Origin of the sequence: Bacillus sp. JJ664 (genome assembly GCF_036962205.1) — a bacterium.
Classification (GTDB): Bacteria; Bacillota; Bacilli; order Bacillales; family Bacillaceae_G; genus Gottfriedia.
Genome location: NZ_JBALMS010000031.1, coordinates 2,772 through 26,821, shown reverse-complemented (window position 1 = coordinate 26,821; position 24,050 = coordinate 2,772). Strand labels below are relative to the sequence as shown.

Genomic DNA, 24,050 nt, shown 5'->3' with positions numbered 1-24,050 from the left:
ATTGTTTTTAAGAAGATTAATGGATTGTTATGTTTTTAACCAAAAGTCAAGATATTTTAAGGAGGAAGAGATGAATAAAAAAGTTATATTTGCAATCGCAACGTCTGCCTTTGTATTGTCTCAGGGCACTACTTATGCAAGCTCAAAAACAGAGGTTTTAATAAATAATATAAGTACCCACGAAAGTATTAAAAATGACCATTTGAATGTTAAATGGATTGAAAAAAATTCAAAGGCTATTAAAACGACGGTCCCCACTGATTCTATTCATGATCTGAAACCACTTAATGAAATGGTTGGGTCAGCATCGATTGTAGGTCTAGGTGAAGCAACTCATGGAGCTCATGAAATATTTGCAATGAAGCATCGAATTGTTACTTACTTAGTTTCAGAAAAAGGATTTTCAAATATAGTTTTAGAAGATAATTGGGATAATGCATTAATGCTTGATAAATATGTTCTTACGGGTAAGGGGGATCCAAGTAAATATCTAAATCCTGTCTTAAATACGAAAGAAATTGTAAACATGTTGAAATGGGTAAAAAATTATAATGCAGATCCAAATCACAAAAAGAAAATACGGATCATTGGAATGGATATACAAACAGTAAATAAAGGTGTTTATGAAAAAATAAAAAGTTATGTAAAGAAATATAGTCCTGACCTAGTTCCTAGTCTTGAAGAAAAGTTAAATGGACTTATGCTTGTTACAAAGGATCTTAACGAGTTCAGTAATCTACCAAAAGAAGAAAAAGAAAAATATATTTCAGATGGTAAGCAAATAAGTAAGTTACTAGAGCAGAATAAAAATAAATTAAATGGAAATTCAAAAGAATTTGCTTGGATTCAACAACATGCTCGAATTATTGAGCAATTTACAACAATGACAACTGAAATGCCAGAGAACACTTCTGAATTTTATTTGAAGCACGATATAGCAATGTATGAAAATGCAAAATGGACAGAAAAACATTTAGGGAAAACAATTGTTTGGGCACATAATGGACATATCGCTAAAACGAATATGTTACCATTTGTGTATCCAAAAATGTCAGGGCAGCATCTAGTTGAATATTATGGAAAGAGGTATGTAACAATCGGAACGTCTGTATATAAAGGAAAATATAATGTTTATAATACTAACCAACAGTATGGGCCTTATGGGGTATTGGACACTAAAGATACAAGCAGTTATAACTATACTTTAGGAAAAGTCAAAAAAGATCAATACCTTATTGACCTGCGTAAAGCAAACGGCTCGGCAAAAGCTTGGTTGAATGAACAACATCCAATATTTGCCGGTATTACAACCGTTGGACCTGGTATTCCAACTACAGTTGATATTAAATTAGTTCAAGCCTTTGATATTCTTGTACAAATCCAAAATATAAGTCCGACTCAAATAAATAAATAAATAATTAAATATATAAGTAGTTTGAAATACCACGTTTATATAAATAATTCTCGGGATCCGAAAATAAAGTGAACCCACTCTTTTGGATACCAGACGTGGTTCAAATAGATTATTTTTACTAGATAAAAAGTACTAATCAAGTGGAGAGCCATCCAATAAAAAGAAGATCCGATATATCGGACTTGACTTAAAAACTATGGATCAAAGTATTTTTAATAAAGTAATTGATTATGTAAAACTGCATCGACCAGATATGCTAGTAGAAGTGGAAGAAAACTATAAAGTGCTTTCTTTTGGTATTTCATTGCTAGGGCAGTTTGATGTTATTTATATATCCGAAAAACTAGTCCATCTCATATTAAATAAGAGTACAAAACAATCCCTTCTTGCAGAGCCAAGAAGGGATTGTTTTAATTAATAAATCAACGATCAGTAGGCAGTTTTCCTCTTATAAGCATCATTTAAAAATGTCATATGACATTTTTACACTGGTGAGTATGACAAAGTAAACTGTATGATGGGCTTATTAAACAGAGAGGAGTGATGAACCTTATGAAGTCAAGATTCATCCAAAATGGTTATTATTTATTGCAAACTTTCGTTACAGGATTGTTTTATTTTTGTTTTTACTTGGTAGCTCTTATATTCAGTTTCACCCTTTCATTTACTGTGGTTGGCATTCCGCTACTTATTCGAGTACTACAGACTACCACACCATTTATCCAATATGAGCGCATTCAAACGAAAATTTATACTGATATATCGACAGACTCTTACAAAAGAGGTGTAACAACGGATACATCGAACTGGGCTCAAGTGAAACTAGAGCTTATGAATCGTCGCAACTGGTCTGCTGTCTTTTGGTTAATGCGAAAATTTGTGATTGGAATTTTCAGTCTCATTAGTGCAGTTATTTTTTATGTAATGCCACTTATGTTTCTGTTGGCACCATTATTATATCGCTACATCAACGTGAATATCCTTTTTATGCAGATAGATACTTTTGCCAAGTCAATCCTTGTGATGTTTATGGGTATAGTGCTTACCTTCATAAGTATTAAAATAGTAGATAGGTTGGCAAAAAAAATTGGAGGTTATACACACAGTATGATTCAGCAGCTAAATAGATAGAAGTTTATAATCTAAACTGAAAAGTATAAAAATCCAAGAAAAATTATTCTATAATATAGAAATAAGAAGGAAGGCTACTTAGGGGGTAAATGAATTGTTGGATTTGGTTAAGTATTGGTTTTGGTATGATTGGATTATGTTAGGAATCCGTCTACTTACTAGTGTGTCTATCATCCTAGCTACTTTAAATTTTCAGGATGGTTTAACATTACCACTTTGGTTTATTATTCTTTGGGAGGTTGTTGCCTTCTCTATTCCATGGGTAGCCTTACTGTTTAATTACAAAAATTACTTGTTTACAGAAATACTTCTATTTGGCGGACTATGTATTTATTTAACCGCTTTATTCCCGGAAGCTTACAGTTCTTTTCTTGTATCTGTGTTTCTAATCGCAGCAAATAGTAAGCATTTGTCCTATTATTGGACAGCTCCAATAACAGTTTTAATAATAACTGGAATTTTCTATGCAGTTGCACCAAGTAATAGTTATTGGATTATGGTCACCTACTACGGACTCGCTTATGTAATGGGGTTCGCTTTTCATTTATTAATCGTCAATCATAAGCAAAATGAAGCAATTTATAAACAAAACGCGGTACTTGAGCAATATATGTCTCAGATCGAACGCATCACACTTTCAGAGGAACGAAACAGGTTGTCTAGTGAGCTTCATGATACAGTTGGCCACGCTTATACTTCCATTATTATGGGGATGGAAACGTTGCGTACAGAGCTTGTTACCGAAACGGGTATACAGAGGTTAGATTCTCTGCTTGAAATGGGACGTAAAAGCATTGAGGACGTGAGAGGTTACCTACATCATATGGAGTCCCCGTGTCAATCGCTTTCATTGATTCAATCTCTACAAAATCTTGTAGCTGAATTTCAGGAGCACGCTCGGGTGAATGTAAGCTTTCGAGCATTCGGAGAGGAATATCAACTGTCTCGGCAAGCGAGGATAGCGTTCATTCGTTGCTTACAAGAGTCCCTTACGAATGCAGTCCGTCATGGTCAGGGGAATGAGATTATCGTTTCATTACAGTTCGAACAACAATATACGAGGTTGGAAGTGCAAGATAATGGAAAGGGAAATGTTGAATGGCAGGAAGGCTTTGGTATTAATGCGATGAAAGAGCGGGCAATGAATTTGCAAGGACAATTGTCTGTACATTCAAAGCGAGATGAAGGGATGCTTGTTACATGTACAATACCGCGACAAACTGAAATGAAAGATGAAGTTATTCGTTTGTTAATTGTCGACGACCAGCCATTTGTTCGAGAAAGTTTGAGTACACTACTTGACAGATATGAAGATTTAAATGTAGTCGGTTTAGCTGAAGATGGAAATCAAGCTATTGACTTGTGCGGGGATCTTCAACCAAACGTTGTACTTATGGATTTAGATATGCAGCATATGGATGGAGTCGAAGCAACCAAAAAGATCAAGCAACAATGGCCACATATCCGCGTATTGATTTTTACAACGTTCCAAGATACGGAACAGGCGTTGGACTCGCTTCGTAACGGTGCGGATGGTTTTTTACTTAAATCTATTGAAACTTTGGAACTAGCTAATACGATCCGACTTATTCACAGAGGTGGGACCCTGATTGATCAGGAAATGTCTCACAAAATATTTGAGAAGTTTGATGAGCAAAACGAGACACCGCAATCAAAAGCAACTGCTTATGAGCTAACAGCCAGAGAGATAGAAATATTGCAGCTAGTAGCAAAGGGACTCCGATACACTACGATAGCTTCAAGATTATATTTGTCGAATGGTACGGTCAGAAACTATGCTTCCGTGGCTTATACAAAGTTAGGTGTGCGTAACAAGGAAGAAGCTGTCCAGAAGGCTCTAGAAATAGGAGTTATTGAATGAGAAAAATGTTTGTTGTTTCTTTAGACCTAAGTTGGGTAGCGCCACATCACAATCAATACTCTAAATTATTTATTGCCTGTTAGATTGCAGAGAAATAAATATGTAAGTTTTTAGCAGATAACAAAATCGATCTAGTTTTCGAAAACTCAACAAGAAAAGCTAAATGGTCAAAAAAATGCAATAGTTGAAGATCCAAGGCAGCCTATAGGTTGCTTTTTTAATTTATGTATTTAACAGTCTAGTATAATCTGAAAAAGTATAAATAAGAAAATTGAAAAGGATAATGTTTAGATTACAGCGAATAAAATGGAATATATATCCATAAAGTAGTTTATTAGTTAAAGATTAGGATATTTTTTGCATTTTTTAATAAATTGGAGGGATTAGAATATGGATGCAAGGACACTTTTGTTGCAACAATGGGCAAGCTGTTTAGATAAAGAAGAATGGTTTCCACCACTTGAAAAGGTGTTAAAGAATATTACTTTTGAACAAGCAATTTGGAAACCAGCTGATGGAACAATGAATTCCATTTGGGAATTAGTTAGTCATTTACTTTTCTATGAAAAGAGATTTCTGATGAGATATCTTGGTGAAACAGAGAATGAACCACAGGCAGAAAATAATGATGCTACATTTCGATTACCAACTGAGACGTTAGAAAATTGGAATGAAACAAAACAAGAATACTTTTATGTTCATCGTGAACTTGAAAAATTACTAGCAACATCAGATCATGAAGATTTGTATAGACAGGTCCCAGGAGAAGATAATTCATTAATGCTTGAACTGAAGAGTTTAGCAATGCACGACGCATATCATATTGGACAAATAGTACTTATAAGTAAAATGCAAGGAGCTTGGGCAGGGAAACGTAGTTTTTAAAAAATCTTCATTAGCTTTACAGTTATTATATTACGGTGTGTTTTAATAGAATAAGAGTGGGAACGTCGAAATTGGACGTTCCGATCTTTTATATCAACATACTACTGTTTAAAAAACAGCCAATTATAAAGAATAACTATAAGTCTCTAATGCGTCTTTATTTATTGTATTAACAAGAAACATTATTGAAAATGATATAATCATATAAATTAGGTTTATATCGAGGAGAATTTTAATTTGGAAGCGAAATGTCTTAAGTTCTACGAGTTTAATTTTTAAAGTTAAGACCGGATGATGTATTACTAGTTAACGCATGTGGTTCTGCAATTGGGCGTGTTTTTGCTCAATTGTCAAAGGTACTAGGTTTTCGGTTAATCGCTGTCACAAGAAATAATATCCACACAGAAGATTTACTTCGGCTTGGAGCATCGTATGTAATTGATACCTCTACTGATCCACTTTGTGAAACAGTTATGGAATTAACAAATGTAGTTGGAGCGGATGCTGCAATTGATTCTATTGGAGGCGCATCCGGAAATGACTTGGCATTTTGTGTGCACCCTTATGGAAACTTTTAACAATCGGTCTATTATCAGGGACCCAAGTTAACTGGTCAGATATTGTTAATAAGGCAAAGGTTACTGCAAACATTTTTCATTTAAGAAATTGGAATCATAATGTTTCATCAATTAAATGGAAAAAAACCTTTGAAAATTTGATCCAGCTCATAGAAAATCAAAAATTAAGTTTGATGAATGTAGATTCCACGTTTGACTTATCGGATATAAGAAAGGCTGTTGAATTTGTTGAGTCATCTAAAATAACTAGAGGGAAAGTATTTTTAACAAGCTATTGAGTTCACTATGGTTTTAAATAAACAAAAATCAGAGATAAAAAGTCGTATAATTGTTTAATAACTTTTAAAAGGGGCGTTTTTGTGAAATTGTTTTTATCAATAGTTTTAGCCACCATCTTAGGCTATCTGCTTCTAATGATGGGGCCATTAGTTGGAGGATTAATAGCATTCGGAATTGTCGTTGGTTGTTTGTTTAGAGGATTATATCTTCTTAACGACTTAAGTAATAGACTTTCAAAATTAGCACCCAAATCTGATAAAGTAAAAGATGCATATGACAATTACCTGAAAGAGAAGGGACTTAGCAATCCAGCAGAGGAAATTAAATAAAGTCTAATTGAACTAACTCTGGAAGGCTACTTCATCAGTTTAAGGCAGTTTAGTTGAAGAAAATGATAAACTAATCAATATATGAATTAGTGAATAATCACTAATTTAACCTTAAGTGGTGGTGAATAGGTTGTTAAAATTATTGAGAATGATCTTTGGATTGATTGCTGCAGTTCTTGCAATTTGGTGTCTAATAACTCAAAAATGGGTTTTAATGCCATATATGATACTTATCTTAGGGGCAATGTTTGTAGTGATAGGGATATCAGAATATCAGTTAAAACGAAAAGCAGCTGCATATTCAAACTTTATCGTTTCCCTATTTTTGTTTAGTGCATCAATACAAGGCTTCATATTGAACTAGCAGATGTTTAGTTTAACAAGAATCAAAAAGGATCTTCATGTAAGATCCTTTTTGAGTTTTTCAATTAAGTATTTATGAGTATTTTGTAACCCTAAAAAAGTCTTTTTTATTAAGGTTAATATATCAAAATTGTCGTATTTTTTAGTGTAAATGAATATTATTTTGCGGTTGAATTAGTTGCTTCATTTTTGCAGCTTTCACAAGTTGAATAGATTTTCATAATTTTTTTATACTCCGCGTATTCAATGGTTTCTTCGCATTCTTTACAGATTAAAATTTGCATGAGAAACACCTCCTAAGCCCACTATACCACGTCCGAATCACTATTGCTCCAGGGACTTTCCCCACCCTAGGGACATAAAATGACCAAGTTAAAAGAACGTTGAAATAGCAAGGTTTTCAATCGGAAATAGACTAAAAAAATTTTTTATTAATGGCATTAAAAAACGGAAATAGAGCATTGTGATAATGTGTTTGATGTTTTTTTGCTACGTGAAATATGAAATAAATCCTATTTAACTAATGCATATATAATATTTAAATCAAGACCAATTCGCATTAGCGGACCGGTCTTTTTTTATGATGACATGTTATTTGATCAAGTTATGAATTGATAAAAGTAAAAATCGTCTAGTTCATTATCAAACTTTTAATATTTTTATCTAGGTTGGATGAATATACCTCAAAAATTCTGTACAAATTTATTCAAAAGTCAAAATAATGCTAGTTTTAAAGTCGGATTTGAAAACGCTTTCTGGTTTGGTTAAATAAGTACAGGTAATAGACAAATGAGTGAAGGAAATAGTAAAGCGTTTTCAAACAAGTCCATGATACCTTAATTATGTAATCATAAATAGAAAAATTAAGGGGGAAATATTTTGAGAAAGTTAAAAAATATTTTTGTAATTCTTTCAGCATTTTTAGTATTTGCTGTATTTGCAACAGGCTGTGGCTCTAATTCTACTTCGAATGAAAGCTCTAATGTTGGTAAGAAAAATAAAGATGGCAAAGTTGATATTGGTATCGTTTTACCAACTAAAGATGAGCCACGTTGGACACAAGACGAAACACGTTTTAAAGATGCATTGAAAGATACTGATTATTCAGTTCAAATTTTATTCTCTCAAGGTGATTCTGCAAAAGAAAAAGCAAATGTTGATTCTTTAATTGCAAAAGGAATCAAAGTTTTAATTATTTGTCCACAAGACGGAGCAGCGGCTGCAGCTTCAGCAGAAGCAGCAAAAGCGGCTGGCGTTAAAGTAATTTCTTACGATCGTTTAATTACAGATACTGATGCAGTTGATTACTATGTATCATTCGATAGCATTGCGGTAGGTGCTGCACAAGCTCAATATCTTGTAGATCATGCTTCAGGTGAAAAAGGTCAACCATTGAACCTATATGCTGGTGCTGCAAGTGATAACAACGCATTCTTATTCTTCCAAGGTGCTTGGAGTGTTCTTCAACCTAAAATTGCTGATGGTACTTTCAAAGTTGTGAATTCATCTGAAGCAGTTAAATTAAAGGATAAAGCTGAATTAACTCGTGATGAGCAAGCTAAAATCATCGGTCAAGTAACAACTAACTGGGATTTCAATGTTGCTAAAACATTAGCATCATCTAACTTAACAAAAGCTACTAAAGCTGATAAAGGTGATGTATTAGTACTTGCTCCAAATGATGGAACAGCTCGTTCAATCGCAGATACATTTAAAGCAGACAAAGATGTTACTTCTTTCGTAATTTCTGGTCAAGATGCTGAAAAAGCTTCTGTACAATACATTATTGATGGATTACAGTCTATGACTGTTTTCAAAGATGTTCGTACTTTAGTTACTGATGCTATTGCAACTGCAACTGCAATCTTAGAAGATCAAACTCCTGACGCTGCAGGTGTAACAAACAACGGTAAGGCTGATATTAAAACTAAACAAACTGACATCATTGTTGTTGATCAAGATAGTGTTAATAGCGCATTAATTGATTCTGGTTACTATCAAGCTTCTGATTTCACAGGACTAAAGTAATTAGATGAAATATATTAAACTGGCAAAATAGTGATGGTGCCTCCCGTCACTATTTTGTTAGTTATTCTATTATTTTTTTACTGAATCTATTAGCAATCTCAGGAGACGGATTATATGAGCGAATTTATATTAGAGATGAGAAACATCTCAAAGGAATTTCCAGGTGTCAAAGCTTTAAGTAATGTAAATTTTAAAGTCAAAAAAGGTGAAATTCATTGCTTAGTAGGTGAAAATGGCGCAGGTAAATCGACCTTAATGAAAGTTTTAAGTGGTATTTATCCGTTTGGAACATACGCAGGAGATATTGTTTTTGGAGATGAAATACAAAAGTTTTCAAAAATAAGTGATAGTGAAAAAGAAGGTATTGGGATCATCTATCAGGAGTTATCTCTATTTCCTGAGCTTTCTGTATTTGAAAACATCTTCATTGGTCATGAAATTAAAAAGGGTATTACTGTTGATTTCAATGAAACAATTGTGAAAGCAATGGAAATGTTAAAGAAAGTTAAATTAGATGTTAATCCAGAAGTTCAAATCAAAGAATTAGGTGTTGGTAAACAGCAACTTGTTGAGATTGCCAAAGCACTTAGTAAGGACGTTAAATTATTAATTCTGGATGAGCCAACTGCTGCGTTAAATGAAGATGATAGTGAAAATCTCCTATTCTTAATGGAAGAGTTAAAGAATCAAGGGATTTCTTGTATTATGATTTCACACAAGCTGAAAGAAGTTATTGCAGTTGCGGACACTGTTACAGTACTTCGAGATGGGCAAACAATTTGTTCATTAGATAAAAATAAAGGTGAAATTAGTGAAAATACAATCATTAAACACATGGTTGGACGAGAAATTGATGATATTTATCCGAAACGCCCAGATCAAAAGTTTGGGGAGACAGCACTAGAATTAAAAGACTGGAATGTTTACAATCCAAAACTAGGACGTAAGATTCTTCATAATATCAACCTAAATGTACGAAAAGGTGAAATTATTGGAATTGCTGGATTGATGGGTTCGGGTAGAACAGAATTGGCAAAAAGTATTTTTGGTAATCCAACAAAGTTCAAACTTGATGGTTCGGTTTTAGTGCAAGGTGAAATGAAGAGATTTACTCATCCAAAAGATGCAATAAATGCAGGTATAGCTTATGTAACTGAGGATCGAAAAGGCGATGGTTTGATTCTTGAACAAGATATAAAAAATAACATTTCAATTACGGATTTATTTAAGATTTCTAAAAAAAGTGTAATCAATCAACATGAAGAAATAGTAGTTGCAAATGAGTATTTAAATAAGTTAAATATTAAAGCGCCGTCCATTGCATCAATTGTTGGGAAATTGAGTGGTGGTAATCAGCAAAAAGTATCGTTGAGTAAATGGTTGTTTACAAATCCAAACGTACTGATTCTGGATGAACCAACACGTGGAATTGATGTAGGTGCAAAATTTGAAATCTATACATTTATGAATCTATTGGTTGAACAAGGTATGAGTATTATCATGATTTCTTCTGAACTTCCAGAAGTCCTTGGTATGAGTGATCGAATTTATGTAATGGCAGAAGGTAAAATAACTGGGGAATTGTCAAGAGAAGAAGCAACGCAAGAGAGTGTTATGGCCCTTGCTACGATTTAGGAGAGGTTGAATAATATGAATTTTTTTCAAGAAGCAGGTATGTTATTAAAGAAAAACATTCGTGAATACGGAATGTATATTGCTCTAGCAGTAATTATGCTAGTTTTTACAATTAATACGGATGGATTATTTATGTCATCTCGTAACTTAAGTGATTTAATTAATATGACGGGGTATGTTGCTGTCCTTGCTGTAGGGATGACGCTTGTCATTGTTATTAGACACATTGATCTTTCAGTAGGATTTGTAGCAGGTTTTCTTGGAGCAGTAGTTGCTCTGTTTTTAACAAAGTTTGGTTTACCTGTCTGGTTAGCAATTGTTGCAGTACTTGTGATTGGTGCAATTATTGGTTTAATTAATGCCTTTTTTGTTGCCAATTTAGGAATTCCTTCATTTGTTGTATCATTAGCGGGAATGTTAATTTTTAAGGGATTTTTACTTATGTCACTTGTTGAAACGGGTACAATTATCATTTCTGACGAAAGCTTTAAGGCAATTGGAAATGGTTATATTCCTAGTCTAGGTAATTGGAATGGTTTACACGTATCAACCTTAATAGTTGGCGCTCTTTCTATTATTCTTTTAATATGGAGTGATTTTTCAAAGAGAAAAGTAAACATAACTTATGGCTTTGAAGTACTTTCTATGCCAATGCAAGTATTAAAATTAGTATTTATTTCAGGGATTATTGGCTATATTAGCTATATCCTTGCGGGTTACCAAGGAATTTCATGGACTGCAGTCATTATGCTAATTGTTGTCATAATCTATCATTTCATTTCAACTAGAACACCTTTAGGACGTCACATTTACGCAGTTGGTGGAAATCCAGAAGCTGCAGAACTAAGTGGGATTAGTGTTAAAAAGGTTACTTACATTGTGTTCGGTTCTATGAGTATGCTTGCAGCTCTTTCAGGTGTTTTATTTACAGCAAGACTTGCATCTGCATCTCCACAAGCAGGTACAATGTTTGAGTTAGATGCAATTGCAGCTGCTTATGTTGGTGGTGTTTCAGCCGCAGGTGGTGTTGGTAAAATTACAGGTACAATTATCGGTGCATTCGTAATGGCTTCATTAACAAGTGGTATGAATTTAATGGGTATTGATATATCTTACCAATACATTATTCGTGGTGCTGTTCTTGTTCTGGCGGTTGTGTTTGATGTAATTACTCGTAATAAAGGTAAATAAGAATATACATTTAAAGAACAGAAACAGTCAATTGTTATGACATGTTTCTGTTTTTTTATTTGCCCATTTTTACAGATTAGTAATCTAGAAAATGATCATATTATTTTCATGTTTTTCACACATTTTCTTTTATTTCGACTAATAAGCTAAAAGAATGAGAAATAAAGCGTACATATCCTACATTTATTGTTTATTCCTTACAAAGCAAATTCAACGAGAAAAATAACTAAAGTGAGGTTTCAATTAATGAATGAACAATTTTCCTATTTTAGTAGAAAAATGATAAAGAAACATTTAGCTGAAGTTGAATTCGATGTACTAATCATTGGGGGCGGAATAACTGGGTGCGGAATTGCTCTTGATGCAGTGACACGGGGGATGAGCACTGCCTTAGTTGAAATGCAGGATTTTTCTTCAGGAACTTCAAGTCGCTCCACCAAGCTTGTGCATGGTGGATTACGTTATTTAAAGCAATATGAATTTAGTATCGTGGCAGAAGTTGGAAAAGAACGCGAGATTGTTTATGAAAATGGTCCTCATGTAACGACACCAGAATGGATGCTTTTACCGATCTATAAAGGCGGAACATTTGGGAGATTAAGTACTTCAATTGGTTTAAGATTATATGATTATTTAGCGGGAGTGCACAAAAAAGAACGACGAAAAATGTTAAATAGAAATCTAGTTATTGCTAAAGAACCACTCATTAAAAAAGATGGGTTAAAGGGTGGGGGTTACTATGTAGAATATCGTACAGATGATGCTCGATTAACTATTGAGGTCATAAAAAAAGCAGTTGACCATGGTGTAAAGGCAATCAATTATGTCCAAGTGACAGATTTTACTTATGAAAATAGTTTGGTTAATGGTGTTAAGGTGATCGATTCTATCACAAGAGTTCCTTTTACAATCAAAGCTAAAAAAATAGTAAATGCCACTGGGCCATGGGTTGATCAATTGCGCGAGAAAGATAAAATTGAAAATGATAAAAACCTACGTTTAACAAAAGGGGTTCATTTAGTCATTGACCATAATAAATTCCCATTAAATCAGTCTGTCTATTTTGATACAGAGGATGGACGAATGGTATTTGCCATTCCAAGAGACAAAAAGACTTATATTGGTACAACGGATACAATTTTTGATAAAGAACCAGTAAATCCAAAAGTAAGTCTAGATGATAGACGGTATATTTTGAATTGCATTCGATTTATGTTTCCAACAATTCAACTTGATGAAGAAGATATCGAATCAAGTTGGGCAGGAGTCAGACCACTTATTTATGAGAAAGGCAAGGATCCATCAGAAATATCTAGAAGAGACGAAATTTGGCTTTCAAATTCTGGATTAATCACGATAGCTGGAGGAAAGTTGACTGGATACCGTAAAATGGCTGAAACTGTTGTAGATCATATCTCAAAGGAATTTTTTATGACTAAAAATATAGTCTACAAAGTATGCCAAACAAAGGAATTGCCCATCTCGGGTGGAGAAGTTGGAGGATCAAAAGGATTTCAATATTATAAAAAAAGATTTGAATCAGTAGGCATTGCAATTGGTTTAAATGAAATTGAATATGAGGAATTGAGTAATAGATACGGTTCAAATATCAACCAAATATTAGAAATTGGACTGCGTAACATAAAGGATAACTATGATTTACCTTTGACGTTATTTTTACCGCTAGAGTATGGAATTCAATATGAAATGATTGTAAAGCCAGTAGACTTTTTTGTAAGACGCACGGGGACATTATATTTTCAAATCGATGTTGTAAATAAATACAAAAATGGAGTAATAAATTATATGGAAAAAAGATTTGGGTGGAGTCCTTATCAAACAAAGGAATACCGATTAGAACTAGAAGAACAAATCAATAGTGCTACTACAGGTTTTAGAGAATGATGAAATGAAGGAAAACTAAAAAGTATAAACAGTTCCTCTATGTCGGGATTAAAAATTCAAACTCACCAAGGCAACTAATCAGAATTTCAATTAGTAGCCTTGGTGAGTTTTTAAGATTGCTCTTGTTATCTACTGGGCTTTCTATTTCCTTGAAATAAACGGATTATCAGTAATCCAAAATCTCCAAGGATAATCTCTTGCTTCTCCCGTATTCTCAATCCCAATGCGAGATCCAGAACTGATATCGTGCGGCTTAATCCCTTCCGCAATAAAGACTGGTGGCTCCCAGCTTTTTTGTCCATATGAAGACATTGTGATATTCATAGCCTTTGTTAATTTACCTGGTCCATTTGTTAAATTAGAAATAGGCTGGTTATTCCTCATTTTGATCATAAAATCGATTCCGTCAATTGGTTCAATAGCCCTGACCAGAACTGCCTCGGGACAATCTATATCTCCACTTACAATATTAATTAAAGTATGCGTATGCATTTGGTATGTATAGATTAGTCCAGCCTCATGGAACATAATTTCAGTCCGTTTTGTACGGCGATTTTGAAAGCTATGCGCGGCACGATCGACTGGCCCCATATAAGCCTCTGTTTCCACGATTTTACCAGAAATTACAATGTTATCCATTAAATGTACTAAGCGACAACCAAGTAAATCTTTCGACAACTGAAGTGTAGATTTATTAAAAAAACTTTTATCAATGGGAGTAATCATCGGATTTTCACCTTTTTCGTATTATTTTTAGAGTTTACATTTGTCGAAATAATATGACAATTTACCTCTACCTTTTTTACTTATTATTAGATTTTAGTGAGAATAGCTTATTGACTAAATTAAAAATTGTTAATAAAGACTCATTGTCGGAAGAGAAAGTAGCTTGTACTATTTATTTACTGTTATGAAAATTCAGAATAGAGGTGCAAGTTATGGGGAAACCATCGTATTGGAAAGTTTTATCTAGTATTTCACTTGTCACAGCATTAAGTTTTTCGGTTCTTTCAACGGGACTAACGACAAAAGCTGCAGTCCCAACTGAAGAAAAAAGTCAGCAAGTAACAGATTCTCCGTATTTAGATTTAAATGTAGTAGATGAAGAACGATTAGAAAAAGCATTAAAAGACAGAGGTATCATTAAAGATACTGACAGTTCTGAGACTGCTAAAGCAAAGGTTAAAGCATACATAAAGAAAAAACAAGGCGATAAGTTAAAAGAAACACATGATCACAGTGCTGAAATTGCAGAAAAACAAAAGAGCACGATAGAAAAACGTAAACAGCAATTGTTAAAGCAATTAGATAAAGGTCATGGAAATTACAAAAAAGGCAAGCCAAATGGAATGGTCAAGGTAGATTCAGCTAAGCAAGCAAAATACAATGGCGGTGTTCGTGAAGATAAAGTATTAGTTGTATTAGCAGAATTTGCAGATTTTAAACATAATAGTATCGAGCAAGAAGAAGGATATATGTATTCTTCAGACTTCAATAAAGCTCATTATGAAAATATGCTTTTTGGAGATAAGGACTTTACATTATTTGACGGTTCAAAAGTAAAAACATTTAAACAATTTTATGAAGAGCAATCTGGTGGAAGCTACACTGTAAAAGGTACAGTAACAGACTGGTTAACAGTACCAGGTAAGGCGGCTGAATATGGTGATGATAGTGCAACAGGACATGATAATTTAGCTCCAAAAGGTCCACGTGACTTCATTAAAGATGCATTGAAAGCAGCAATTAACTCTGGAGTAAATTTAGCTGATTATGATGACCTAGATATTTACGATATCGATGGTGATGGAAATACAAATGAGCCAGATGGATTAGTTGATCACTTAATGGTAATTCATGCTGGAGTTGGACAAGAAGCAGGTGGCGGAGCATTAGGTGATAATGCTATTTGGTCACACCGTTGGGTATTAAATGGCGTTACTCCATTTGCAGGAACACAAGCTTCTGTTCCATATTGGGGCGGATATATGGCAGCTTATGACTACACTGTTGAACCAGAAGATGGTGCAGTAGGTGTATTTGCTCATGAATACGGGCATGATTTAGGATTACCAGATGAATATGATACGCAATATACTGGTGATGGTGAGCCAATCGCTTCTTGGTCTATCATGAGTGGTGGTAGTTGGAATGGTGCAATTGCTGGTACAACACCTACTAGTTTCTCTCCACAAAACAAAGAGTTCTTCCAAAAAACAATTGGTGGAAACTGGGCAAACATGACTGAAGTAGATTACAAAGATATCGACAAAGAAGGTATTGCTTCATTTATCGATCAAAGTGTAACGAAATCAAATAATCCTGGTATTGTAAAAGTAAATTTACCAGATAAAGAGGTTAAGAGTGAAATTCAACCTCAATTTGGTGCAAAATATTACTATAGTTCAAAAGGTGACGATTTACACACTACAATGACTTCACCAGTGTTTAATTTAACAGATGCTACAAGTGCAAATTTCTCACTTAAAGCAAACTATCAAGTAGAATTTGATTTTGACTATCTATATGTTAACGTTTTAGACGAGAATGGTAAGAAACTTGCGACAATTGATACAATTGGTGATGAAAATACAGCAGGTGGATATGAAACATCAAAAGGCCTATGGGTTGATAAATCATACGATTTATCTGCATTTAAAGGGAAAAATGTAAAAGTTCAATTTGAATATGTAACTGATGGTGGATTAGCTCCAAATGGTTTTGCGTTTGATGAAGCGAAGTTAACAGTAAATGATCAAGTAGTATTTACTGATGGAGCAGAAGGAACACCTGGATTCACATTAGATGGTGCAACTGTATCAAATGGAACTGATTTCAAGAAACATTATTACTACTTAGAGTGGAGAAATTATGCTGGAAGTGATAAAGCATTAGAATTCGCTCGCGGCGTTAAGTATAATACTGGTTTAGTAGTTTGGTATGGTGATGATAGCTATACTGATAACTGGGTAGGTGTACATCCAGGAGAAGGATTCTTAGGTGTAGTTGACGCTCATCCATCAGCAATTGTTGGTAACCTAAATGGACAACAATCTGTTGAACAAAGTACTAGATACCAAGTTTCAGATGCTGCATTCAGTTATGATCAATCACCAGAGTGGTATATTAACTCACCATCTCGTGGAATTTTCGATTATGACGGATTAGCAGGCGTAACAAAATTCGATGATTCTAACGAATACATGAATACGTTAATCCCTGATGCAGGAAGAAGCCTTCCAAACTTTGGCTTGAAATTCCAAGTAATTGGAGAAGCAAAGGATAACTCTGCTGGAGCTGTTTGGATTCATAAATAAACCGATCAATAAAAAATACGAGCTGATTCATTCAGTCTCGTATTTTTTTTTTGTCTAAAAAAAGTAGAGAAAGAAGATGTTAAAAAAGATGTTAAAAAAGCACTAAGAACATTACTTTTTAATGTGTACTTTTTATAGATAGATAATCACTGTGGTTTTTATGAACAAAATGGTTTTAATGATCCTTAAGTCTTTAACGTTCATAATATTATTTTTCAGAATTATTAAATTATAATACTTGTATAAGTAAGCGTTTACAATCTAAGGGGGTTTAATAATGAATTCTAAGAAAGCTAGTTTATTATTTTTGTCATCTATTTTAACTGTAAGTCTAGCAGCATGTAATAGTGGGAAAGAAACTTCAGGAAGTAAATCTTCTTATCCGGATAGAGCTATTTCGGTTGTGGCACCTTCTGGAGCAGGTGGAGGATGGGACTTAACATCTAGATCATTTGTAAAAATTTTAGGTGAAACAAATCTTGTAGAGGAACCGATGACAGTGGAGAATAAGCCTGGTGGTGGCGGAGCAGTATTTATGGCTGAATATGCTACGAAAGATAAAGCGAATAATGAAAAACTATTTGTAAACTCACCTCCAATTATTATTAATAACTTAAAAAAAGAGGGAAACAGTCCATATGGTTATAAAAATACAACTCCTTTAGCACAGTTAACAATTGATTACGGTGCAATTGTTGTTAGGGCTGACTCAAAATATACGGATTTAAAATCGCTTTTAGATGAAATGAAAAAAGACCCTAGTAAAGTGACATTAGCAGGTGGTTCTGCTCCTGGTTCAATGGATCATTTAATTGGAATTTTACCAGCCTACAGATACGGTATTGATCCTACTAAAATAAAATATGTTTCATATGATGGTGGGTCAGAGGCTATAACAGCTCTTTTAGGAAAAAATGCAGATGTGATCTCTACTGATATTTCAAGTACGCTTGAGTTCGTAAAGGCAGGTAAAGTTAAAATTCTTGCAGTGACAGCACCTGAACGTATTCAAGGAGACGTATTATCAAATGTTCCAACTGCTAAAGAGCAAGGTGTAGATGCAGAGTTTGTCATTTGGCGTGGAGTATTCGGCCCAGAAAAGATGTCTAAAGATGCTTATACTTATTGGGAAGATACGATTGCTAAACTAGTTGAAACTGATGAGTGGAAAACAGAAGTAGCTGCACAGGGCTGGCAGCCAGAATATAGAAACGGTGAAGATTTTAAAACGTTCTTAGCAGAGCAAGAAACACAAGTTAATGATTTATTAGAAGTATTGGGAATGAAAAAATAATTGGTGCTGATGGAAGGAGAGACCTCTCCTTCTTTTAATACTAAATAGAGAGGTGATTCAATTGGATAAAAAGTTTGATAGAATTGCAGCCATCGTATTTCTAATTATCGGTTTAACATTTATGTTAGAAAGCCGAAGTATTGCTACATCTGCATATGGAAGTGTCGTAGGACCAAACGTATTTCCTTTTATACTTGGATGTATTCTCTCCTTATTGAGTTGTCGATTATTTTATGAAACATTTTTTTATAAACATGAAATGTCAGGAGCAATCCAATTTCGTTACAAACAATTTTTTATTGTTTTAGTCTCAGCCATTATGTATGCACTTTTACTTGAAAAAATTGGTTTTATTATTAGTTCATTTTTGTTTTTATTAATTTGCTTCCAAGCTTTAGAACGTGGAAAATGGATGAAATCAATTTCTATTTCTTTAGGATACTCAATCATTATTTACTTTGTATTTGTGAATGTCATGAAAGGTACATTACCAGGCTGGCCAATTTGGTTTTAAGAGACTAGAAGGGAGACAAACAATTGGGTACAATTCAATATTTAGCTCAAGGTTTTGAAACTGCATTTATTTGGTATAATCTATTATTCGCCTTTGTCGGAGTGTTAATTGGTACAGCAGTAGGTGTTTTACCTGGTATTGGACCCATGAGTGGAGTAGCTCTTTTGATACCTGTAACAGCTTCGGCAACAGGATTTTTAGCACCTGAACAAGCAGCAACAAGTTCAATTATATTACTTGCAGGTGTATATTATGGTGCAATGTATGGTGGATCAACTACATCTATTTTACTAAATACACCTGGGGAATCATCCTCTGTTGTTACGACCTTAGACGGTTACCAGATGGCTAAAAAAGGAAGAGCTGGTAGTGCTTTATCTATTGCCGCTATTGGTTCATTTGTTGCAGGTGTCGTAACACTTGTCGCATTAATCCTTCTTGCTAAACCTTTATCGGCTGTCGCGATTAAATTTGGACCTGCAGAATATTTTTCATTAATGCTTTTGGGATTATGTGCAGTTAGTGGACTGGCAGGCAAATCTATAACTAAGGCATTGATTATGACAATTGTTGGATTACTTCTTGCGACAATTGGGATAGATTCAGTTTCTGGAGTATCACGATTTACTTATGATGTTCCTTGGTTATATCAAGGGTTAGAATTTTTAACAATTGCTGTTGGGTTATTTGCCCTTGGAGAAGTATTTAAAACGATTCTCGAAAATGAAGTAGATGATGGAGAAATCGCAAAAATTAATAATTTATTACCATCAAAAGAGGAATTAAAGGAAAGTGCTGCACCTATTGCGAGAGGCTCATTGTTAGGGTTTTTTATCGGTATTTTACCCGGAGCAGGTGCAACATTGGCTTCATTTTTTGCTTATATTGTTGAGAAAAAGTTAAGTAAAACTCCAGAAAAGTTTGGAACTGGTACAATTGCAGGAGTTGCCTCACCAGAATCAGCTAATAATGCTGCATCTGGAGGAGCAATGATTCCACTATTAACTTTAGGAATTCCTGGCTCGGGTACGACTGCGATATTAATGGGTGCATTTATGATGTATAACATTCAACCAGGACCACTTTTATTTGAAGAACACCCAGATGTTGCATGGGGATTAATTGCAAGTATGTTTATCGGGAATGTTATGTTATTAGTACTAAACATGCCATTGGTAAGATTATTTGCAAAGATTATTCAAACACCGAAAAAATATTTACTACCGATCATTATCGCAATATCAATATTTGGGGTTTATGCGGTACAAGTTTCTGTGAATGATTTACTACTATTAATTGCTTGTGGTATTTTTGGTTATTTCCTTTCTAAAAATGATTTTCCAATTGCACCTTTAGTATTAGGTTTAGTGTTAGGACCAATGATTGAAAATAACTTAAGAAGAGCCTTAACAGTTTCAAATGGTGACTATAGCATATTTATCACACACCCAATTTCAGCTTCTTTTTTAGTCGTTGCAGCATTGTGGATTATCGTTCCAATCGTTATTAAATTTAAAGGTAAAAGTGTTGTAGTAAATATAGAAGCATAAAATATCTAGCAAAACTCCTTTAATAAAAGGAGTTTTTTGATTATTATAAAAATATAAGGAGAATTTTATGCGCTTACACTATAAACTAATCATCTTTATATCAGTTCTAATCTTATGCATTAGCGGTGTTTTTGAATTAGTGTCACAAGAAATGCTTCAAAAAAATGCAAAACACGAAAAAGGATTAAAAGCATTAGCGATCTCTCAAGCAGTTGCAAATATGCCAGAAATTCGTACTGCATTTTTGAAAGAAAATCCATCTGTAACGATTCAACCGATTGTTGAAAAAATAAGAAAAAAAGTTGGAGCAGAATTTATAGTTGTTGGAAACAAGAATGAAATTCGTTATTCACATCCCAATTCAATATTAATTGGTAAAAAGATGGTTGGCGGTGATAATGAGAACGTATTTAAAGGGAAGGAAATCATATCAGAATCTACCGGTACACTGGGACCTTCGTTAAGAGGAAAATCTCCAATTATAAACAATCAAGGAGAGGTAATCGGTGTAGTTTCTGTCGGTTATTTAATTAAAGATATTGAAGAAGAAGCCAATAAGTTTCATAAAAAGTTATTATTTAATAGTTTAATTATACTAGCGATTGGAATATCGGCAGCATTTCTAATCTCATTTAATATTAAGAAGTCTATTTTCGGTTTGGAACCGAAAGAAATAGGAAGAATGTATCAAGAAAAACATGCCATTTTAGAATCTATTCATGAAGGTATTATTGCGATAGATGAAAATTGTGAAATAACAGTCGTTAATGAGAATGCCCATAAAGTACTTTCAATTCCAAATAATATAAAGCTTAGAGGGTTAAAAATAGAAGATATTTTACCTAATTCTCACTTGAAAAAAGTAGTAGAAACAGGAGAAGCAATATATGATTTAGAATTTCTAATTAACGAAAAAATGGTGATTATTAATTGTGTGCCAATTTCTGGAGTAGACGGTAATATTGTCGGTGCAGTAACCTCATTTAGAGAAAAATCGGAATTGAATAAAGTCCTGAATGAATTATCCCAAATAAAAGCTTATTCTGAAGGATTAAGAGCACAGTCTCATGAGTACTCAAATAAATTGCATACAATTTTAGGCTTGATACAGCTTGAATCATATCAAGAAGCAATTGAATTAATCTCAAAAGAGTCAAATATAACTCAAAATATCATTCAATTCATTATGGAAGAAATTTCTGATCCAGTTGTGGCAGGTCTTTTATTAGGTAAAATAAGTTTAGCGAATGAGTTAAAAGTAGATTTCATGTTAGATCATAATAGTAGTTTTGCGGATGTACCAAAAGAGGTCAATCGAGAGGATTTAATAACGATAATAGGGAATCTACTTAACAACGCATTTGATGCTGTGATTGAATCAAACAAACCAGAAAAGAAAGTATCATTATTTCTTACTGACATTGGCCAAGATTTAATCATTGAGATAGATGATAATGGAAATGGAATACCAGAAGAATTAGTAGATGATATATTTTTATATGGTGTTACAACGAAAAAGAAGTACAAAAATTCAGGTATTGGACTGCACCTAGTTCAAAGATTACTCCAAAAGTTAAATGGGCAAATTACATTTCATTCTAATGAAAATGGAGGGACAACCTTTATTGTTGCAATTCCTAAACAACAAAAGGAGAATAACATAATCTATGAAAAAGAATTTAATAGAAGTATTAATAGTTGAGGATGATAGTAGAATTGCAGAAATACATCAGAGATTTATTGATAAAATCGATGGTTTCAGCGTAATTGGTATAGCGACTAATTATCAAGAAGCGATTGATCTTTTTGAGATTGTAAAACCGCAATTAGTCATACTAGATGTTTATTTTCCAGATATGAACGGACTAGATTTTTTAAAATGGATAAAAGACAACTCAACAACTTCGAATGTAATTATGATTACCGCTTCTAAGGAAATAGAGTCAGTTAATCAAGCTATTCATTATGGGGTATTTGACTTCATTATTAAACCAGTTATTTTTGAACGCTTAAAAAATTCATTAATTAGATATGCGAATTATTCAAAGAAAATAAGTAATTTACAAACCAAAAGTGCTTATATTACTCAAGATGAGATTGATAGTTTAATTGGGAAGAATATCGGCATCATCGAAGAACAAAGTCAATTTCCTAAAGGAATAGATAAACTTACCTTAGAAAAAGTTTTAATAGCGATTCATGAGGAAAGAAATGGAATGACTGCAGAACATGTTAGTCATGAAATTGGCGTTAGTCGCACAACTGCAAGAAGATATTTAGAGTACTTAGTATCAGAAGGAAAGGTACTTGCCGATTTAGCCTATGGAACGATTGGTAGACCTGAAAGAGTCTATTTAATAAATAGGATCGGTTAAATCTATCAAGTATCACATTTCTTACTAATGTAAAGTTGAGTATGACAAAGCTAACAATTCTGTAACAGCTTGTACTGAAAATAGACAGTTTAAATCTGTTTACATACTGATATACAGGCGTTTCCCAGCCTTTTTTACAAATATATGACAGTCGAAGCATACCTCATAAAGCGTTGAAAACCTACATTGAGTTCGTTAAAATTTAAATGTGGAAACAACACGGAGGAGATAGAAATGAAAATACGATTATTAACAAGGGAAGATGCAGAAATCTATCTTAATATTCGTCTAGAAGGTTTAGAAACAAATCCAGAAGTATTTAGTACAACGATGGATGACATACTTGAACAAGATGACCCAATAGAATATAAAGCTGAAATATTAGATAAAGACATCAATTATACATTTGGAGCATTTACAAATAATGGTGAATTAATTGGAATCGCAACTTTGAAAACTTTTGAAAAAACGAAATCAGAACACAAAGGAAAAATTGAGTCAGTTTATGTATCAACTAGAGCACGGAGATTGGGTGCTGGACATAGACTGATTGAAGAAGTTATTCATCTAGCAAAAAGCTTAGAGTTAGAACAAATTACGTTAAATGTTGTTGAAGGGAATAAATCTGCAAAAAAACTATATAAAACATTTGGATTTGAAACATTTGCAGTCACACCGGACAGCTTAAAACTGGAAGATGAATATTGGGATCAAGAACATATGATGCTTAATTTAAGGGACCAAAAAGTGAGATTATCGAGTTAATGCATTTAAATAATCGAAATCTTTTATGAAAATTCAAATGAAAAATACTTCCTTTTAAAAGGGCAGATAGATAGCTATCTGTCTTTTTTCATTCAAAGATCACTTAATAATACTGAAATGATTGAATTTTCTTTCATTTAATAATCTAGCAATTTATAATATAAATAGATAATAGAAAGCTTTATTGGGGGAAACACTGTGGTGAAAATATTACTTTGTGATGATGAACAGCGTATCCGAAGAGTACTTGTAGACTTTTTAAAGCGAGAGTCGTTTGAAGTTATAGAAGCAGCAAATGGTGAAGAGGCAATCAACTTATTCAAAACAAATCAAGATGAGCTGAAACTAATTCTATTAGATGTGATGATGCCTAAAATAGATGGTTGGGAAGTATGTAAAGAAATTCGAAAGCACTCTAGCATACCCATTATTATGATCACTGCAAAAAGTGAGGAATATGATGAATTGTATGGATTCCAAGTTGGAGCGGATGAATATATTACAAAGCCGGTAAAACCATTAATCCTAATTGCTAGAATGAAGGCTCTACTAAAAAGAGTAGTAGCGGAATCTAGTAAATATGAACATAGTATATTCCGAGCGAAAGATATAGAG

20 protein-coding genes and 2 pseudogenes are annotated in these 24,050 nt (G+C 33.5%); 20 read left to right on the top strand and 2 right to left on the bottom strand.

The genetic code is table 11. From position 1 onward, the window contains the following. Positions 1 to 70 precede the first annotated feature (70 nt). The 8 genes and pseudogenes from V7056_RS05265 (at position 71) to V7056_RS05230 (ending at position 6,862) form a co-directional block, all read left to right on the top strand. Positions 71 to 1,414, top strand: a complete 1,344-nt coding sequence (locus V7056_RS05265) for an erythromycin esterase family protein (protein WP_499699957.1) — start codon at positions 71 to 73, stop codon at positions 1,412 to 1,414. A 139-nt stretch (positions 1,415 to 1,553) separates the two neighbouring features. Beyond that, positions 1,554 to 1,706 (top strand): annotated as a pseudogene (locus V7056_RS05260) (erythromycin esterase family protein); the annotation flags it as partial. A gap of 260 nt (positions 1,707 to 1,966) precedes the next feature. Continuing rightward, a complete protein-coding gene (locus V7056_RS05255) occupies positions 1,967 to 2,545 on the top strand; it encodes a sensor domain-containing protein (RefSeq protein WP_499699955.1) in 579 nt (192 codons plus the stop codon). Positions 2,546 to 2,639: 94 nt separating this feature from the next. Then, on the top strand, positions 2,640 to 4,427 hold the full coding sequence (locus V7056_RS05250) for a response regulator (RefSeq protein ID WP_499699953.1): 1,788 nt from the start codon (positions 2,640 to 2,642) through the stop codon (positions 4,425 to 4,427). A 390-nt stretch (positions 4,428 to 4,817) separates the two neighbouring features. After that, the gene (locus V7056_RS05245) at positions 4,818 to 5,312 is read left to right on the top strand and encodes a DinB family protein (protein ID WP_499699952.1); all 495 of its coding nucleotides are present in this window, start codon (positions 4,818 to 4,820) and stop codon (positions 5,310 to 5,312) included. 275 nt (positions 5,313 to 5,587) lie between these two features. Next, a pseudogene (locus V7056_RS05240) lies at positions 5,588 to 6,168 on the top strand (zinc-binding dehydrogenase); the annotation flags it as partial. 81 nt (positions 6,169 to 6,249) lie between these two features. Beyond that, complete coding sequence (locus V7056_RS05235) at positions 6,250 to 6,498, top strand: hypothetical protein (RefSeq protein ID WP_499699950.1); 249 nt, start codon at positions 6,250 to 6,252, stop codon at positions 6,496 to 6,498. A gap of 130 nt (positions 6,499 to 6,628) precedes the next feature. Continuing rightward, positions 6,629 to 6,862, top strand: coding sequence for a YczI family protein (locus V7056_RS05230; RefSeq protein ID WP_499699948.1), 234 nt, complete (start codon positions 6,629 to 6,631; stop codon positions 6,860 to 6,862). Positions 6,863 to 7,019: 157 nt separating this feature from the next. Here V7056_RS05230 and V7056_RS05225 read toward each other — a convergent pair whose 3' ends face one another. After that, complete coding sequence (locus V7056_RS05225) at positions 7,020 to 7,145, bottom strand: GapA-binding peptide SR1P (RefSeq protein WP_499699946.1); 126 nt, start codon at positions 7,143 to 7,145, stop codon at positions 7,020 to 7,022. Between the two features lie 595 nt (positions 7,146 to 7,740). On the opposite strand from V7056_RS05225, the gene V7056_RS05220 reads away from it, so the two are divergent. From V7056_RS05220 to V7056_RS05205, 4 genes are all read left to right on the top strand, one after another. Further along, complete coding sequence (locus V7056_RS05220) at positions 7,741 to 8,889, top strand: sugar ABC transporter substrate-binding protein (RefSeq protein ID WP_499699944.1); 1,149 nt, start codon at positions 7,741 to 7,743, stop codon at positions 8,887 to 8,889. A 114-nt stretch (positions 8,890 to 9,003) separates the two neighbouring features. Further along, positions 9,004 to 10,524, top strand: coding sequence for an ATP-binding cassette domain-containing protein (locus V7056_RS05215; RefSeq protein WP_087999709.1), 1,521 nt, complete (start codon positions 9,004 to 9,006; stop codon positions 10,522 to 10,524). 15 nt (positions 10,525 to 10,539) lie between these two features. Continuing rightward, entirely contained in the window at positions 10,540 to 11,715 is a 1,176-nt protein-coding gene (locus V7056_RS05210) for a sugar ABC transporter permease (RefSeq protein WP_499699942.1), read from the top strand. A gap of 246 nt (positions 11,716 to 11,961) precedes the next feature. After that, positions 11,962 to 13,620, top strand: coding sequence for a glycerol-3-phosphate dehydrogenase/oxidase (locus tag V7056_RS05205; protein WP_499699940.1), 1,659 nt, complete (start codon positions 11,962 to 11,964; stop codon positions 13,618 to 13,620). 141 nt (positions 13,621 to 13,761) lie between these two features. Here the strand turns inward: V7056_RS05205 and V7056_RS05200 are convergent, their stop codons facing one another. Next, the gene (locus V7056_RS05200) at positions 13,762 to 14,346 is read right to left on the bottom strand and encodes a DNA-3-methyladenine glycosylase (RefSeq protein WP_499699938.1); all 585 of its coding nucleotides are present in this window, start codon (positions 14,344 to 14,346) and stop codon (positions 13,762 to 13,764) included. Between the two features lie 212 nt (positions 14,347 to 14,558). Between V7056_RS05200 and V7056_RS05195 the strand changes: the two genes are divergently transcribed. The 8 genes from V7056_RS05195 to V7056_RS05160 all read left to right on the top strand — a co-directional run. Further along, the gene (locus tag V7056_RS05195) at positions 14,559 to 16,937 is read left to right on the top strand and encodes an immune inhibitor A domain-containing protein (RefSeq protein ID WP_499699936.1); all 2,379 of its coding nucleotides are present in this window, start codon (positions 14,559 to 14,561) and stop codon (positions 16,935 to 16,937) included. Between the two features lie 277 nt (positions 16,938 to 17,214). Further along, entirely contained in the window at positions 17,215 to 18,231 is a 1,017-nt protein-coding gene (locus tag V7056_RS05190) for a Bug family tripartite tricarboxylate transporter substrate binding protein (RefSeq protein WP_499699934.1), read from the top strand. A gap of 52 nt (positions 18,232 to 18,283) precedes the next feature. After that, on the top strand, positions 18,284 to 18,745 hold the full coding sequence (locus V7056_RS05185; RefSeq protein ID WP_499699932.1) for a tripartite tricarboxylate transporter TctB family protein: 462 nt from the start codon (positions 18,284 to 18,286) through the stop codon (positions 18,743 to 18,745). Between the two features lie 23 nt (positions 18,746 to 18,768). Next, a complete protein-coding gene (locus tag V7056_RS05180) occupies positions 18,769 to 20,295 on the top strand; it encodes a tripartite tricarboxylate transporter permease (RefSeq protein ID WP_499699930.1) in 1,527 nt (508 codons plus the stop codon). 67 nt (positions 20,296 to 20,362) lie between these two features. Next, positions 20,363 to 21,997: an ATP-binding protein gene (locus V7056_RS05175; protein WP_499699928.1), complete on the top strand. Its 1,635-nt coding sequence runs from the start codon at positions 20,363 to 20,365 to the stop codon at positions 21,995 to 21,997. Continuing rightward, on the top strand, positions 21,963 to 22,670 hold the full coding sequence (locus tag V7056_RS05170) for a response regulator (RefSeq protein WP_499699926.1): 708 nt from the start codon (positions 21,963 to 21,965) through the stop codon (positions 22,668 to 22,670). Before V7056_RS05175 ends, V7056_RS05170 begins: the two co-directional genes overlap by 35 nt. A 234-nt stretch (positions 22,671 to 22,904) precedes the next feature. Continuing rightward, a complete protein-coding gene (locus tag V7056_RS05165) occupies positions 22,905 to 23,435 on the top strand; it encodes a GNAT family N-acetyltransferase (RefSeq protein WP_499699925.1) in 531 nt (176 codons plus the stop codon). Positions 23,436 to 23,633: 198 nt separating this feature from the next. Beyond that, the coding region (locus tag V7056_RS05160) for a response regulator transcription factor (RefSeq protein ID WP_499699923.1) at positions 23,634 to 24,050 on the top strand (417 nt) is incomplete at its 3' end.